Origin of the sequence: Schauerella aestuarii (assembly GCF_009866805.1) — a bacterium.
Taxonomy (GTDB): domain Bacteria; phylum Pseudomonadota; class Gammaproteobacteria; order Burkholderiales; family Burkholderiaceae_B; genus Schauerella; species Schauerella aestuarii.
In genome coordinates this window covers 37,811-53,196 of sequence record NZ_SIZW01000043.1, presented here as the reverse complement: position 1 = coordinate 53,196, position 15,386 = coordinate 37,811, and the positions used below count along the sequence as shown (strand labels likewise).

The window sequence follows — 15,386 nt, the reverse complement described above, 5'->3', positions numbered from 1 at the left end:
TTTGGGGTCGACACGCGGCGATTTGCGCGACGCATCCCTTATGTTCAGGCCATCGCCGATGCCACCTCGTCGGAGGTCAGAAACGCATCCCAGCGCTTGAGCGCCTCGGCTTCGGTTACCGAGCGGGCAGCATTGGCGAGAAATTTGGCTTGAATGCGTTGCTCACTCGCGGGCCGCTCGACGCTCCCCATCACTTGCGCGATGCGCGCTTGCAGGACGCGGCCATCGGCCAACGTGACGTCCAGCACGGCGCCGAATTTCTGCGGGAAGCCGCTGTCGTCCCACCGCTCGGTCGTTACGCGCTTGGCCAACGTCAACGCGGCGTCGTCCAAGGGCGCCACCGTCATCGCGGGCACATCGATCGGGATACCGAGCAGCGCGCACGCCACCGTATACGGCAAGCTGTATTTGGCTTCGTTGTTGTCACGCGGTTGCTGCTTGACCGACCAGGGCTCGGCAATCACCAGGGCGGCACCCGGAGCAACGCGGCAATGCACTGCGACGATCGGCGCACCTGCGGCCTGCTCGCGCAAGTGCTCGGCCGCTTCAAGATAGGGATGAATGTAGTGACAGCACGGATAGAACTTGAATGCGGCTTCTCGCAGCGCCCACCGCGTGCCCAGCCCATCGAGCGTGGTGTGCAAACGATCGCCCGCATTGCGATCGTCGGCGTAGGCGGCAAACACGCCGTATTTGTCTTCGAGTACCGCAGCGGGGCCCGTCATCCCTGAACCCGCCAGGGTGCTCGCCCAGATTGCCGCATGCGCGGCCCAACCGGGATGCAGCGCTTTCACATTCGACCCATTGCTCAAAAACGCAAAGATGCCGCTCGCCTGACTGCCGGCGATCCCGGCGGCGTGCGTCATCGTGGCGATGGATTGCCCGCGTGCCTGTGCCGCCAGCAGCGCGGCCACGATCGCCCCGCCCGCCGATGTCACCTGAAACCCTCGACGTTGAAAGCCGCCTGGCGCAGCCTCGCCCAATCGCACAAGCAACTCCCAACCCGCAATCGTCAGCCGCACGGCATCGCTCAAGCGTAAGCCCTGCTCCTGCGCGATCGCGAGCACCGTCGGCACGATCACTGCACTGCCATGCACGATCGCGCCCATGTGGGTATCGTCGTATTCGAGCGAGTGCATCGAGGTGCCGTTGATCAAGGCGGCGATATCTGACGGCGCACGATCATCGAAGCCCAGCAATGACGCCGGGCCGGCATGCGGCGACTGCTGCCGCAACGTGCGCACCATATCGCGATGCGCGGGCACCGCGGCGGCCGCCAGTGCAACACCCACCGCATCGGCCATATGCAGCCGCGCCAATCGCTCGACATCGTCCGGCACAGCGCCGAGATTCAGGTCGGCCACGAAGGCTGCCATTCGTGCGGAGGCACTTTCGGTCCGGCTCATGCGATCGCCTTCGCCGCGTCGCGGCCGGCCAGATAACCCAGGCCGATCGCCGTCAACAACCCATTGCCCGAGCTATAGCCCGATGCGCCCTGGCTGCCGCTGATCCCTGCGGCCGCACCGCCGCCCGCATACAACCCAACGATCGGTGCCCCGTCTGCGCGCAGCACGCGACCGATATCGTCGACCGCCAAGCCGCCCTGCGTATGAAAAAGCCCGGGCGTCACGCGGCAGATCCACAACGTGCCGCTCAACGGCGCCAGACCGAAGCGGGTGCGTGCGAACGCATCGGCCGTTGGCGTGTGCGCACCGGCCGCAGCGTTGTAGTCGGCAAGCGTCTGGGCCAACGTGTGTGCGGGCAGATCGAACGTCGCCGCAAGCCCCTCAATCGAATCGCTGCCCTTCACGCCGCCGTGATCGACGAGTTCCTGAAACTCTTCTTCCTTGCTGGCGATCGCCTTGATGCGATCGTCGAAGATGGCATACACAGGCGACTGTTGCGCCAGCACGAGGCGAGCGTAGCCTGAGTAGCCGAGATCTTCGTCGCCAAAGCGCGCGCCCTCGGCGTTGACGAGAATGCCGCCTTTTTCGATCGTGGTCCACGAGAGCAATGAACCATGCGGATAAGCGACCGCCGCATACCCTTGATAGGCCTGCATATTGGCCAGACGCGCCCCGAGCTGCTCACCCCAGAGCACCGCTTCGCCTTCACTGCCCAGTGCGCCAAAATACTCCGCTCCCGCGATCTCGCTGCAATGCTGCCCTACGAGGGTACGGTTGGCGGCAAAGCCGTTGGTGGCAAGAATTACCGAACGCGCCCCGATGCGCGACGATTCAACGCCTTCGCCTTGCACCGCCGCGCCGACGATCGCACCGTGGGTATCGACGAATAACGTGGTGACCGCATTATTGGTGGCCAGCGGAATGTCGCGCTGCGTGACGGCGGCCAGCAAGTCGTCGACCAGATCCTGGCCGCGCCGCGACACGGGCGCATGCAAGCGCGGCACGGTATGCCCCACATGACAGTAATCGGTGATGAGCGCCATCCGCGCCCCCACGGTATCGACCAGCCATTCGCACAGCTCGGCCGACACGCGCGCCATGACCGGCGTGAGGTGCGGCAATTCGCTTGCGCCTGCCGTGCGCTCGAGATCGGCAATCATGCGCTCGGCCGAATCGTCGATGCCCGCAGCGCGTTGAAACCGGCTGCCTGCCCCCGGCACCGACCCCGTGCTGAGCGACGAGTTGCCGCCCGCGCGATCGCGCTTTTCCAGGATGGCCACGGTGGCGCCCGCATCGTGCGCGGCGATGGCTGCGGCCAATCCGCATGCGCCCGCGCCCACCACCAACACGTCCACCTCAAGATCCCACTCGACGCCGGCGTCATGCTGCTCGACTGCTGCTTTCATGCTGAAGCCCTCTCCTCGTTTGTGTTGTTCGATCAACGCTGCGGTTCGGCAAACATCGCGTCGAGCGACGCAGACCATGTGCTCGACAGCGAAAGCGACATCGCGCCATCGCCGCTTTCAACGGCCACTTGCGCGAGCCGTTCAAGCACGCCGGCAGCCGATGGCGCCACCGGTGCGCACAACGCGGCCACTTTGCGCCAAATCGCTTGTTCATCGAACGGCAGATCCGGTCCGCCAGGCGCGCTCCAGCACGTCTCGCGATCTGCGCCTGCGGCAGTCACGATCTCGACCGTCGCCGGCCGATCGTGCGGCGCCGGTCGCACGGCGTCGAAAGGCACGATCTCGATCAGTTGCCGCAGCCGCGCGATACGCGGATCCGATAATGAGGCCGAATCGAATGCCGCGACACCGCCGTGGCCATGCACGATGGCTGCGGCCACCGCATGCGGCAGCGAGAACTTCGCCGCCAGCGTGGTCGAGGGCTGGCGATTGTCGAGCTTGAGCGCAAGCGGGTGTGCCCACACGCGCACGGCGCTCACCGCGTCGCCGTCAAGCAAGGCCGGTGTCCGCGCAATCAACGCCTCCACGGCAGCAATCGAAGAATGTGCATACTGGCAGCACGCGTTGATTTTTTGATAGCCCGCGCATACGGCCCAGTCGCCGTCATCGTCGAAGGCTGAAAGATCCGTGGTCGTGCCGAGGCTGGTGACGTAGACGTCATAGGGCGTACTCGCCAGGCCACCGATCCCGGCACGCGCATGGTCGACGGCGGCAATGCCTGCTGCGGCGCCGTGCGCGGCCCAGGTGTTGCGTATCAGGGCGCCTTGCACGGCTTGATTGAAGGGCCCGGCCATTCCCAGCGCTGCGGCACCCGCCACGGCGGCGATCAATTCGTCGGCAGGCAAGCGCCGCAGCAACGCCACGCCAGCCGCCGCGCCCACGGGCGCCAGCAACGCATGCGGATGCAAGCGCAGATCGGGAAAGCGCCAGGCGCGTGCGACGCGTGCAACGATCTCGTAGCCCAGGATCAGCGCACGCAAGACGTCGCGGGCGCTCGCGCCACGCGCCTCTGCGGTCGCCAGCAATGCGGGCAACACATACAACCCGCCGTGGCACACCGCTTTACGGTAGCCCTCGTCGAGTTCGTTCCATCCCATCGTCAAGCCATTGATCGACGCCGCATCGCGTCGCGAGGCGAGCGGCCGGCCACGCGCGAGGATCGTTACCGCACCCGCGTCGCCTTCGCTCAACGCCAACTGTCGGGCGCGCACGACTTCGGGCTCATCCGCCGCGCTGAATGCAGCCGAAACGTTGTCGGCCACGATCATGGCCGCGCGGCGTCGCGCCGCCACCGGCAGATCCGGCCACTCGCAGGCGGCAATGCGCCGCAAGCAGGTGGCAAAAGCACTCGCCGCGTCCGCTCGCGCCGTCTCGACGCCATCTCCCACTTGCCCGCCATCGATGACCTGGATGCCATCGCTTGCTTGTCCGCTATCAGAACCAGGCACCGGTCGTGCAGCGAAATCGTTTGCCATCGCATTCGCCCCCAGATCGCGCGTACTCAAAACAGGTCCCACAAACTTTCTTGTTTGAGCAGTTCGGCACTCGCGCCGTCGTAGATCACGCGGCCCGACTTGATCACCACGGCCCGGTCCACGTTCTGCAGCGTGGCTTGCACGTTCTGCTCCACGATGACCACAGTGGTGCCGCGCGTACGGTTGATCTCCGTCACGGTGGCCAGCACATCGCGCACGATCACCGGCGCCAGCCCGATCGTGGGCTCGTCCAACAGCAGAATCGACGGCTGCGTCATCAATGCCATGCCCAGCGCCAGCATCTGCTGCTGACCGCCGCTCAATGACCCCGCGACCTGCTCGCTGCGTTCGGCCAGCAAGGGAAACAGCGCATACACCTCGTCGAAGGCACGCTTGCGTGCCGTGGCGTCGTGCTTCAAACCGGCGATGGCCAGGTTCTGTTCGACCTGCAATTCGCGGAAGACGTTATTGCCTTGCGGCACAAACGCCATACCGTAAGCGACGTTGTGGTGCACCTCACCTGCACGAATCGGCTGGTTGCGATACCGCACATCGCCGTCGCACCCCTCGAGATCGCCCAGGCACGCACGCAGCATCGTCGTCTTGCCGGCGCCGTTGTGACCGAACACGCCCACCCGTTGCCCTTCGGGCACGCTGAGCGACAGATCGTGCAGCACGTGGAGTTTGCCGTAATGGGCATTGACGCCCTTCAGTTCAAGCATCTGAATCCTCTCTCGCGCGACTGCGCGCTATTGCCCGAAGTAAAGTTCGGCCAGCGTTTTGCTTTCCAGCAACGTGGTCACATCGCCGCGTTCGAGAATGCGACCTTGCGCCATGAACACCGCGCTGTTGCACAAGTCGCGAATGAACGACACGTTGTGCTCGACCACGCATACCGCGCGTCCGGCGGCCGCCTCTTCACGCACGATGTCGCGCATCGTCTCGTACGCCATGCCCTCCACGCCGGCCATGGGCTCGTCGAGCAACAGCAACGGCCCCTCGCTCATCAATGCGCGCGCCAGCCCCACCAGCTTCTGCTGCCCAAAGGTGATGTCGTTGACGTTCGCATCCGCCAACGCCTCCAGCTTCATCCGCGCCAGGATCCCGTGCGCCCTTTCGCGCGTGGCCGCTTCCGCGCGTTTCACCGAAGGGCCGGCCGTGATGAGGCGCCACAACGATTCGCCGGGATAATGCGACGGCGCGATCATCATGTTGTCGAGCACCGATAGCGATCCAAACAATCGCATGTGCTGCCAGGTGCGCGCCACGCCCAGGCGTGCCCGCGCATACAGCGGCAGCCCGGTGAGCGTACGGTCGCCGAGCACGATGGTGCCGGCATCAGCCGGCACCACGCCGGAGATCAAGTTGAACAGCGATGTCTTGCCGGCGCCGTTCGGCCCGATCAGCCCCAGGATCTCGCCGCTGCGGATCTCAAGGTCGATGTTGTCCGATACGACCACGCCGCCGAAGCGCTTGCACACGCCTTTGAGGTTGAGCACTGTTGTCACGATTGACCTCCATGCGCCGCGCTGCCTTTGGCAGAGGCCACCAGTCCTTGCGGCCGCAGGAAAAGAAACAGGATCACCAGCGAGGTGAAAATCACGCCTTGCAAGGGGCCCATGATGCCGGACGGCAAGTTCAGGAACGTAATGGCCTCGGGCAACAGCAGCAGCAATACCGCGCCCACCACCGGACCGAGTACCGAACCCATCCCACCCACCACGACCATCGTGAGAATCATGGCCGACTGCAAAATCTGAAATTGATCCGGCGTGACGTACTGGTAGTAATAGGCATACAGTCCGCCGGCAATGCCCGCCACGCCTGAACCCAATGCGAAGATGGCGATCTTGATGTTCATGGCGTTGCGGCCCAGGGCCAGAAACGCCAATTCATCGTCGCGCATGGCCTGGATTGCGCGGCCATAGGGCCCGCGCACCAGCGCGCGAATCGCCAGCACCACCACGAGCGCCACACCCAGCGCGATGCCCGCGAACACGAGATTGCGATTGCCTTGCACCACGTTGGGAATGCCGCCGAGCCCGCTTGCGCCGCCAACGAAATCGAGGTTCTTGATGATTTCCAGGAGCCCCAGCTGAAAACCGATGCTCGTGATCAGCAGGTAGTCGCCCGAGATCCGCAAGGACGGCAACGACAGCATGAACGAGAACGCCATCGAGATGCCGAAGCCCGCAGCCACGCTGAGCACCGGATGCAAGCCGAACTGTGTACTCAGCACGCCCACCGTGTAGGCGCCAAGTGCGAAAAAAATAGGATGGGCGATGCTGATCAGCCCGCCGAATCCGATGATGAGGTTGAAGCTGGAGGCCAGGATCACATACAGCCCGACCAGCACCAGCAATGACGCGACATATTCCATGATGCGACTCCGTACGCTGTTCAGACGCCGGCCGCAGGTGCGGCGGCCGTGGCGGGTTTGCGCGCGCGACGCTTGATGCGCACGCCCTGCGGGAAGAACAGGATGGTGATGAAAAGCAACGCGTACAGGATCAAGCTCTGCCAGGCGGAAGGAATCACAAGAATGCTGAAGGCACGCAAGAGCCCCAGGAATACCGCCGCGATGGCCGCGCCAAACACATTGCCCATGCCGCCCAGCAACGCGGCGATCACGGCGAAGAGCATCATTTCGAGCGGTGTATTGGGCACCATCGATGCACGCGTGCCGAAGAGATACATGCCCACCGCGATCAGGATGGCTGCGATCACGAAGGTCACGGCATAGACGCGCCGCACGTTGATGCCGTACAGGCGCGAAAGATGGGGATTATCGGCCGCGGCGATCATGAACTGCCCCTGCCGCGAGCGATGCATCACGAGATAGAGCAGGCCCATCAACACCACCGTGGTGCCGATCGCCTTGAGATCCCACTCGCTGATCACCACGCCACCCACGATGTGAGAGGTCGACATGAGCGTAGCGGCAAGCGATACCGGCTCGGTGCCTGCAACCATGGCCAGCAGATACTGCACCAGCTCCGACAACACCAGGGTGAAGATGAAGAACGTGAGCGGCGGTGAGTGACGGCGGCGGAAGGTTTGCAAGCCGAACACCTCCATCGCCAACGCGGCGGCAATGGCAGCCAGCGCGCCCAGCAGCAAGGCGACCGAACCGGGCAAGCCGAATTTCTGGATCGCCGCATACATCGTGTAGTAGGCGATCCCCATCATCCCGGCCTGGGCAAAGTTCCATACTTTGACCACCTTCAATACCAACGCGAACGCCGCGGCCAACAGCACCGCATAGCTCGAGTTGGCCAGACCCGTCCAGAAGATCTGCATGAGCGTCTGGAAATCCAGCATCGCTGCTCCCCTTGTGGCGCGGGTCGCCCCGCGCGTGGCTGTTTTTATTGGATGGTCGCAACCGGCACGAACTGCCCGCCTTTGACCTCGAACAGATACACCGGCTTGTTCACGCGGTGATCGGCGCCCACTTCAAGCTTGCCGGTCATCGGCAGATCGAAGGTGCCGATATCGACCAGGGCGCGGCGCATATTGGCACCGGTCAACGGCTGATTGTTCTTGAGCAGGTGGCTGTACAGATTGGAGATCAAGTACGGCATGTCATACAGATACTGGGTATACGGCAGGCCGTTGGGCACGCGTCCTTCCGCCTTCTGCCAGCGCGCCACGAACTCGGCGATGCGCGGGTTTTGCTCGGCCGACGGCGCCAGGGCCGACACGAGCATGCCTTCGGCGGCCGCGCCCAACTGCGCCACGATCTTGGGGTTGTAGCCGGCGGAGTAGGTGGAAATCGGCTGCTTCAGACCCAACTGCCGCAACTGCGCCACCACCTGCGGCAGATCCGATACCAGCCCCTGGATATGGATGATTTCAGGATTGGAAGCCCGCACCTTCAACAGCGCGCCGGTGTAGTCCGTGGACTGCGCGTCGTAAGCCTCATAAGCCACCACTTTTCCACCCAGCTTCTCGAAGGCATCGCGATAGATCTTCGCGCCCTCCACACCGCTGTCGTTGTGGATGTACAGCACGGCGGCGCGCTCTTTCTTGAGTGTTTCGCGCGCGTATCGGGCTTGCGCCACCACGTCCACATCCGCCAGCGGATACGTGGTGTAGATGTAGTCGCCCAGCTTGGCGATTTCGGGTGAATTGGCGCCCACACTCAGGCCCAGCACTTCGCTGCGGTTGGCGATGGGCGCCACCGCTTTCACCACCGCACTCCAGGCCGTACCGAAGACCGGAACGCGGTCGACGTTCACTAAACGATTGACGGCATTGATGCCCAATCGCGGATCCGCTTGCGTATCGAGCAGAATCATTTCAAGTTTGTGGCCGTCCACGCCGCCCTTGGCGTTGATGTCGTCCACCGCCCACTGCGCGGCCTTGGCCTGATCGGCACCAAACAACGCTTGCGATCCCGTCAACGGCATCGCAAGACCGAAACGCAGCGGCTCTTTGGCCGTTTGCGCCATCACCTGGCCCGAAATGCCAATGCCGGCGGCCACCGCCACCAACGACACGATGAGGCTTCGACGTAGATTCTTCATGATTGTTTTCCCCACGAACATGATTAGGCTTGGGCCTTGCGGCCAACGTTTTGCAGACTGGCGATAATCGACTCGGTAGTGCCCACGTCGGCATACTTCTCCGACATGTCGAACAGATTCACGGCATGCGAGACCTGACTGCGGTCATACACGGCGTCTTGCGGCACGAAAACGCGGAAATTCAATGAGAACGCGTCGACCACACTGCCGCGCACGCAGCCGCTGGTGGTGCAGCCCGTGACGATCAACGTGTCGGCCTGCAGATCGATCAGGTGGCTGGCCAGCGCCGTACCGAAGAACGCGCTCGGATGTTTCTTAGGCAGCAGCACGTCGCCGGGCTGCGGCGCAACTTCCTTGACGAAGTCATAGCCGTGCGCGGGGATCGTCATGATCGACGGCACCTTGTCGGCCAGCCGGCCGGCATCGGTAGACGTTTTGGGCGCCACATGCGGATACAGCACCGGCCAGCCGCGCTCGCGAAAGGTCGCCAGCAACTTGGCGATATTGCCCACCGCCTTCCAGCCCACGTCGCCGCAACTCGTTGGAAATTCCTTGATGGACTCCCAGAACGGCTGCGGGGTCGTACCCACGGTGCGGTACTGCACATCGATGATCAACAGCGCGGGCCGAACGCCCAACCCGGAAGGCCGGCCGAAGCCCGCCGCCCGATAAGCGCGTTGCTCGTCTTCGCTGATGATGTTGTCCCACGGTTTCGTCGTTACGTCATTCATTTCGCATTCACCTTGCGCGAGAGATAGCGCCCATATCCTGGTTTGCCCACCATCTTGCCGTCCTGCATCACCGTCTCGCCGCGTACGATCGTGCGGACGGGCCACCCCTTCAGATCCCAACCGTCATACAGGCTGTAATCGGAGTACGAACCGAGTTCTTCGGCACGCACCACGCGGCTGCGTTCGAGATCGACCAGCGTAAGATCGGCATCGGCGCCAACGGCGAGCGAGCCTTTCTTGGGATCGAGATTGAAGATGCGTGCAGGCCCACGCGTGAGCAGATCGGCGATGCGTGCCAACCCCAATCGCCCCTTGTGATAACCCTCTGAAAGCAGCACCGGCAGGATCGTGGCCGTGCCGGGAAACCCTTGCGAGGCCAGCCACAGCGGCCGTTCCTTGGTGGCCTTCTTGCGCGGCACGTGATCGGAAGCCACCACATCGATGCTGCCGTCGCGCAAGCCTTCCCACATCGCCTCCACATCGTCTTTCGAGCGAAACGGCGGGTTGGCTTTGCCCAGCGAGCCGATATCCGAATCTTCGTCGTGCGTGAGATAGTGCGGGCAGGTTTCCACATGCACATGCTCGTAGCGCTCGCGCCACGTGCGCACCTCATCCAGCGCCAATCGGGTGCTCAGATGCGGGATATAGATCCGCGCGCCCAGATGCTCGGCAAAGTACATCGCCCGCACGCAGCTTTCAGACTCGGTAAACGCGGGCTTGGACGCCGACCAGTCCTTGAGCGTGTCTCGCCCCTCGGCCTGCAGACGACGGCGGATGCGATTCACGATTTCGATGTTCTCGGTATGGCAAACCACCTTGATGTCGCCCAGTCGGGCAGCTTCGCTCAACAGATCGTAGAAGTAGCCGTCATCGGTGCCGTCCAGCCCGAGGTAGCGGCCCTCTTCACCTTTGAAGTTCATGAAGTACTTGAACGACGTCACGCCGTATTTGTTCACGTACTCCGAGAGCTCACGCACGTGCATCTCGTTGGCGACGCTGAAGTGAAAGCCGTAATCCACATACGCCCGCGTGCGCGCATACTCCTGCTCGCGGCGATACACCTCGGTGTAGTCCTCGTTATTGAGGAAATAGCCCAGCACCGTGGTGAAGCCGCCTTGTGCGGCGTATACGGTTTCGGTTTCGTATTCGGTGATCTTCTCGCCAAACCCGAAGTGCACATGCGCATCGATCAACCCCGGGAACACATGCAGCCCATGGGCCGAGATCTCAGGCGTGCCTTCGGCGACGGGCGTACCGGGCAACAACCGCGCCGCGATGCGGCCATCCTTGACCAGCACGTCGAGTGCTTGGCCATCCGTATCGGCATCGACGGCAATGCCGCCGCGCAAGACAAAATCCGTGGCCATCAACGGCTCTCCGAAGGTTGGGGAATGAGGGAATCGAGCGCTGCGAGATCCGGCGGCAGCAAGCCAGGTTCATCGATGCGCAGCGCCGCCAAACTGTGGGCGAGCCAGGCGCGATCGATGCCCACGCCGATGCACACGAGCCGCGAACGCGGATCGTTGCCTGGCCAATGATCGATCGGTTCGGGCCGGTGAAATTCACGCCCGACGGTTTGCAGAAAGATCTGCGGCGGGCGGGCGTCCGCGACGCGCAGCAAGCCTTTGCATCGCAAGAGATCGTCGCCGTAGTGCCGCGAGACGAGATGCCACCAGGCCGCAATGCCGGCCCAGGTGATGGGCTCGTCGAGGTAGAAACTCACGGTGCTCACACGTTCGTGAAAGGCGTGATCCTGGGTGTGGGGGTGATCTTGGTGGTGATCGTGAGCGGGGTCGTGATCGGCATGGCCCAAGTCAGCTGCATGCGCTTCGTGTTTGGCGTGTGCGTTGTGTGCGTCGTGTTTGTCGTGTTTGTCGTGTTTGTCGTGTGCGCCGTGCTCGCCGTGCACGTGATGTACGTGATGCGGTTCATGTGCCTTGCGGTCCAGCCCGGCGAGCGCTTGAGCAGACGCGGTTCCGTCGCGCACCGCATCCCACTGCCGCGTGCCGCCCTGCTGCGTAAACACCGCAACTGCCGCATCGCCCGACGTGCAGGTCAGCACGTGCGCCAGCGGATTCGCGCCTGCAATCGCGTGCGCCAACGCTTGCACGTCTGCCGCATCGGCGAGATCCGTTTTCGTGACGACCACCACCTCGGCCGCCGCCAACTGGCGCACCGACTCCGGTTGCGTGCGCAACTGCCGCAACCCTTGCGCGCCGTCCACCGTCACGATCACTTGATTGAGCCGCATCGTTTCGGTCAACAGCTTGTCGCCCAGCAGCGAATGCAGAATCGGCAGCGGTTCGGCCAGGCCAGTGGTTTCGATCACGATGCGCGTCAAGGCCGTGCCGTTGCCACGCGCCACGGCAACCACGTTGAGCAGCGTTTCGCGCAGCGATCCGCTGAGCGTGCAGCACAGGCAACCCGACTCGAGCAGCAAGACGTTCTCGGCCACTTCGGCCAACACCAGCTGATCGATACCGATGTCGCCCACTTCATTGACCACCACCGCGGTGCCCGCCGATTCCGGCGCGCGCAACCAGGCGTTCAACAGCGTTGTCTTGCCGCTGCCCAGAAATCCGGTGAGTAAATCGCAGTCGATTCGCATCGTGGTTCGTCGTGGCGCCAGGGTCGTCAGACTTTGGGTGCCAAGACTGCTGGCGACGGCCAAGTCATCGGTTGCATCACTCTTCTGCCGCCTTAGCAGCGTTACGTAGAGCGATATTGAATATCGACAAGCATAACGATGAAATTGCGGTTACGCTAGTCGGAATTCCATATCATTTAACGTTACAAATCGGCGTGCAACCGCAGCGGGTGGCGCAAAAGCCGGTGCCTGGAGATGAAATGCGTCAGAATTCGGCCTTGCCCGCTCATACACCCGCGTTCGTCAGAACCAGCGCCACCATGGCTGAAAAGAATCCAAACTCCGTCGAGGCCGTCAAAGTGGCCGTTCGCGTGCTCGATGAGCTCGCGGCGCAGCAACGCCCCATGGGCGTGACCGAACTTGCCGACGCGTTGGGCGAGACGAAGCCCCGCATTCACCGGCATTTGTCGACGCTGAAAGAAATGGGCCTGATCGAGCAGGAGCAAGCCACCGATCGCTATCACCTGGGTTGGCGCGTGTTTCAGTTGGGAGAGGCCGCGGGCAATCAATTCGATCTGCGCGCGCGTGCCGAGCCGTACATGATTCAGATTCGTGACGAGCTCAGGGAGACGGCAGTATTGGCCGTGCCGATCAATGCGACCCCGATGGTGATTGCCACTGCCGACAACATCTACGCGCGGATCTTGATCAGCGTGAAGCCCGGCAATCGGCCGCTGCCGCATTGCTCGGCGCTGGGCCGCCTCACCTTGGCGTTCGCGCCGAAAGCGCTGCAAGAATCGCGATTGTCGGAGCCCTTGCTGGCCGAGACGAATCTATCGATGATCGATCCGGCCAAGATTCGTGAGCGGCTCGAGATCATTCGCCATCAGTTCTACGAGGTATCCGACGGCGAAATGATGCTGGGCGTGAACACCGTTGCGGTACCCATCTTTCGCAATGGCGATCAACTTGCCGGGGTCCTGTCGATCGTGGGATCGATTCAAAATATTCCCAACCCGCCGCGCCGCGCTCAGGTGGAGATGCTGCAGCATTGCGCGGCAGCGCTGTCGACGCAGTTGAATAGCCAGGCGTATGCGAACTGGCATTTGCGGCAAAGCGCCTCTGAGATCCTGGACGCATTGCCCTGATCGTGCGCACCGGGTGCTGACCTGATGGTGCACCCTTGGCGCGACTTGAGCGCCTTGCACGTTCGATGTCGACGACATCCCTGCTGCATGCATTGGCCCCTTTACACCAGCGGACGTTACGCCGCGTTCGTTTCCGTCTCCGCCAGATGAAACGCCTTCTTGCTTACCAGGTGCGCACGGATCGACGCCTCGGCGGCATCCGCGTCGCGGGCCAAAAGCGCCTTCACAAACCGCTCATGATCCGCCACACCCGCTTCCCACTCGCGCCGATCCAGATTTGATTTGTAGCGTAGCGCCTGCACCTGCAAGTTCAAGCGGTCGTAGGTCGCCGTAAGCGCCGGATTGTGCGCGGCACGGTTGATGGCGATATGGGTGCCCATGCTCGCCGCGAAGTACGCGCCGATATCGCCCTCTTCGGTCTTTTTCAGCATGCGCGCATGCAGCGCGGCGATCGCGGCGAGCTCGGCGTCCGAGGCGCGTTCCGCGGCCTGCCGAATGGCCAGCCCTTCGAGCACGGCCAGCACATCGAAAATATTCTCGATGTCGGCTTCCGAATGCTCGATGACCACCGCGCCGCGCTTGGGCTGAATGCTCACCAGCCCATCGGCACTCAACACCCTATACGCCTCGCGCAGCGGCGTACGCGACACGCGCAGCCGATCGCATAGATCCCTTTCGTTCAATACCGTGCCCGGTTTTAACGTGCCGTCCGTGATCAATTGCCGCAGCCGATCGGCCACGACCGCAGCGAGCGTGGGATGGTCGATCGCGAGTGGATCGAGTGCCTTTTGCGAGGTCGATTCGAGAGACGAGCTAGGGTAATCCATAGGTGCGCACCGCAAAAAATGGGACTAGTTTGGCATCTGGTATACCAAACACCATATACCAATTAATCAATTAAAACGTCGCCTTTCCGGGATGACGGCATCGAGCAACAAAGCTCGAGCATGAAAAACAATGGAGACAGGCATGCACAAGAATACTGTATGCAAATGGGTGGGCGCGGCCGCGCTTGCCGTTGCGCAGATCGGCACGGCGCAGGCGCAAGGCACGTTTCCCAACAAGCCCATTCGCTTGATCGTCGGGTTCGTTCCAGGAGGCGGCACCGACGTATCCGCACGTTTGATCGCGCAGCGGCTCAGCGAGGAGCTGGGTCAGCAGGTGGTGGTGGAAAACAAACCCGGCGCCTCTGGCCTGATCGCGGCCGATGGCGTGACCAAGGCGGAGCCTGACGGCTACACCTTGCTGCTGGCCAATATGCAGTCCACCGTGGCCGCGCCGTATGTGCTGCCGGTGTCGTTCGATCCGCTGAAGGGATTTACCGCCGTGCGCTACATCGGCTCGGTGCCCAACGTGCTCGTGGTCAACCCCACGAAAAACGACGTGAAATCAGTGAGCGAACTTCTTGCGAAGGTGAAAGCCGCACCGGGCACATTCACTTATGCGTCATCCGGCATGGGCAGCCCCCAGCACTTGAGCGCCGCGCGCTTCTCCAAGATCACCGATGTGAAGATGGAGCACGTGCCCTACAAAGGCAGCGGTCAGGCCATTGCCGATCTGCTGGGCGGCCAGGTCGACATGAATTTCGATACTCTGCCCAGCGTGCTGGGTCAGGTGAAAGCCGGCAAGCTGCGCGCCCTCGCCGTCACCAGCAATAAACGCACGGATACGCTACCCGATGTACTCACGCTGGCCGAAGCCGGCGTGAAAGGTATGGACGTCGAGCAGTGGTATGCCGTGCTCGCACCCGCCAATATCCCCGCCCCCACCCTCACCCGCCTGGATCAGGCGATCGACGCCACGCTGCGCGACAAGACGGTGGCCGCGAAACTTGCCGAGCAAGGCATGGTGCTGGGCGGTGGCCCATCCAATCCAAAGGATTTCCAAGCCTTTCTTGAGACCGAATACAAGAAATACGGCGCCATTACGACCGACCTGGGCATGAGCAAACCCTGACGCCGGCGCGCGCACCACACCGCGCGTCGCATGCGCAAACAAACGTCGATGCGCATCGCGCCACAGGCAAAACCGCCGCACCGCTATGCGC

At 62.8% G+C, this 15,386-nt stretch carries 14 protein-coding genes; 2 read left to right on the top strand and 12 right to left on the bottom strand.

The features are described 5' to 3' along the window. Nucleotides 1-44: 44 nt before the first annotated feature. The 11 genes from EYW45_RS19695 to EYW45_RS19645 are packed head-to-tail and all read right to left on the bottom strand — an operon-like array spanning nucleotide 45 to nucleotide 12,212. Nucleotides 45-1,406, bottom strand: coding sequence for an MmgE/PrpD family protein (locus EYW45_RS19695; protein ID WP_161137176.1), 1,362 nt, complete (start codon nucleotides 1,404-1,406; stop codon nucleotides 45-47). Next, on the bottom strand, nucleotides 1,403-2,812 hold the full coding sequence (locus tag EYW45_RS19690; protein ID WP_161137175.1) for an FAD-dependent oxidoreductase: 1,410 nt from the start codon (nucleotides 2,810-2,812) through the stop codon (nucleotides 1,403-1,405). The genes EYW45_RS19695 and EYW45_RS19690 overlap by 4 nt, the downstream gene beginning before the upstream one ends. A 32-nt stretch (nucleotides 2,813-2,844) precedes the next feature. Continuing rightward, the gene (locus EYW45_RS19685) at nucleotides 2,845-4,347 is read right to left on the bottom strand and encodes an MmgE/PrpD family protein (protein ID WP_161137174.1); all 1,503 of its coding nucleotides are present in this window, start codon (nucleotides 4,345-4,347) and stop codon (nucleotides 2,845-2,847) included. A 26-nt stretch (nucleotides 4,348-4,373) separates the two neighbouring features. Then, nucleotides 4,374-5,069, bottom strand: coding sequence for an ABC transporter ATP-binding protein (locus EYW45_RS19680; protein ID WP_161137173.1), 696 nt, complete (start codon nucleotides 5,067-5,069; stop codon nucleotides 4,374-4,376). A gap of 27 nt (nucleotides 5,070-5,096) precedes the next feature. Continuing rightward, complete coding sequence (locus EYW45_RS19675) at nucleotides 5,097-5,855, bottom strand: ABC transporter ATP-binding protein (protein ID WP_161137172.1); 759 nt, start codon at nucleotides 5,853-5,855, stop codon at nucleotides 5,097-5,099. After that, nucleotides 5,852-6,727, bottom strand: coding sequence for a branched-chain amino acid ABC transporter permease (locus EYW45_RS19670; protein ID WP_161137171.1), 876 nt, complete (start codon nucleotides 6,725-6,727; stop codon nucleotides 5,852-5,854). Before EYW45_RS19670 ends, EYW45_RS19675 begins: the two co-directional genes overlap by 4 nt. A gap of 20 nt (nucleotides 6,728-6,747) precedes the next feature. Continuing rightward, nucleotides 6,748-7,668: a branched-chain amino acid ABC transporter permease gene (locus tag EYW45_RS19665; RefSeq protein ID WP_161137170.1), complete on the bottom strand. Its 921-nt coding sequence runs from the start codon at nucleotides 7,666-7,668 to the stop codon at nucleotides 6,748-6,750. A 44-nt stretch (nucleotides 7,669-7,712) separates the two neighbouring features. Continuing rightward, on the bottom strand, nucleotides 7,713-8,873 hold the full coding sequence (locus tag EYW45_RS19660; RefSeq protein ID WP_161137169.1) for an ABC transporter substrate-binding protein: 1,161 nt from the start codon (nucleotides 8,871-8,873) through the stop codon (nucleotides 7,713-7,715). A gap of 23 nt (nucleotides 8,874-8,896) precedes the next feature. Beyond that, nucleotides 8,897-9,604: an isochorismatase family protein gene (locus tag EYW45_RS19655; protein WP_161137168.1), complete on the bottom strand. Its 708-nt coding sequence runs from the start codon at nucleotides 9,602-9,604 to the stop codon at nucleotides 8,897-8,899. After that, nucleotides 9,601-10,971 (bottom strand): dihydroorotase, encoded by a 1,371-nt coding sequence (locus tag EYW45_RS19650; RefSeq protein WP_161137167.1) that lies wholly within the window; start codon nucleotides 10,969-10,971, stop codon nucleotides 9,601-9,603. The genes EYW45_RS19655 and EYW45_RS19650 overlap by 4 nt, the downstream gene beginning before the upstream one ends. Further along, complete coding sequence (locus EYW45_RS19645; protein ID WP_161137166.1) at nucleotides 10,971-12,212, bottom strand: CobW family GTP-binding protein; 1,242 nt, start codon at nucleotides 12,210-12,212, stop codon at nucleotides 10,971-10,973. The genes EYW45_RS19650 and EYW45_RS19645 overlap by 1 nt, the downstream gene beginning before the upstream one ends. Nucleotides 12,213-12,451: 239 nt before the next feature. Between EYW45_RS19645 and EYW45_RS19640 the strand changes: the two genes are divergently transcribed. Further along, complete coding sequence (locus tag EYW45_RS19640; RefSeq protein WP_161137165.1) at nucleotides 12,452-13,339, top strand: IclR family transcriptional regulator; 888 nt, start codon at nucleotides 12,452-12,454, stop codon at nucleotides 13,337-13,339. A 116-nt stretch (nucleotides 13,340-13,455) separates the two neighbouring features. Here the strand turns inward: EYW45_RS19640 and EYW45_RS19635 are convergent, their stop codons facing one another. Then, the gene (locus tag EYW45_RS19635; RefSeq protein WP_161137164.1) at nucleotides 13,456-14,166 is read right to left on the bottom strand and encodes a GntR family transcriptional regulator; all 711 of its coding nucleotides are present in this window, start codon (nucleotides 14,164-14,166) and stop codon (nucleotides 13,456-13,458) included. A gap of 142 nt (nucleotides 14,167-14,308) precedes the next feature. On the opposite strand from EYW45_RS19635, the gene EYW45_RS19630 reads away from it, so the two are divergent. Further along, nucleotides 14,309-15,295 carry a Bug family tripartite tricarboxylate transporter substrate binding protein gene (locus EYW45_RS19630; protein ID WP_161137163.1) on the top strand — a complete coding sequence of 329 codons (987 nt, stop codon included), beginning with the start codon at nucleotides 14,309-14,311 and terminating at the stop codon, nucleotides 15,293-15,295. The last annotated feature ends 91 nt before the right edge of the window (nucleotides 15,296-15,386 follow it).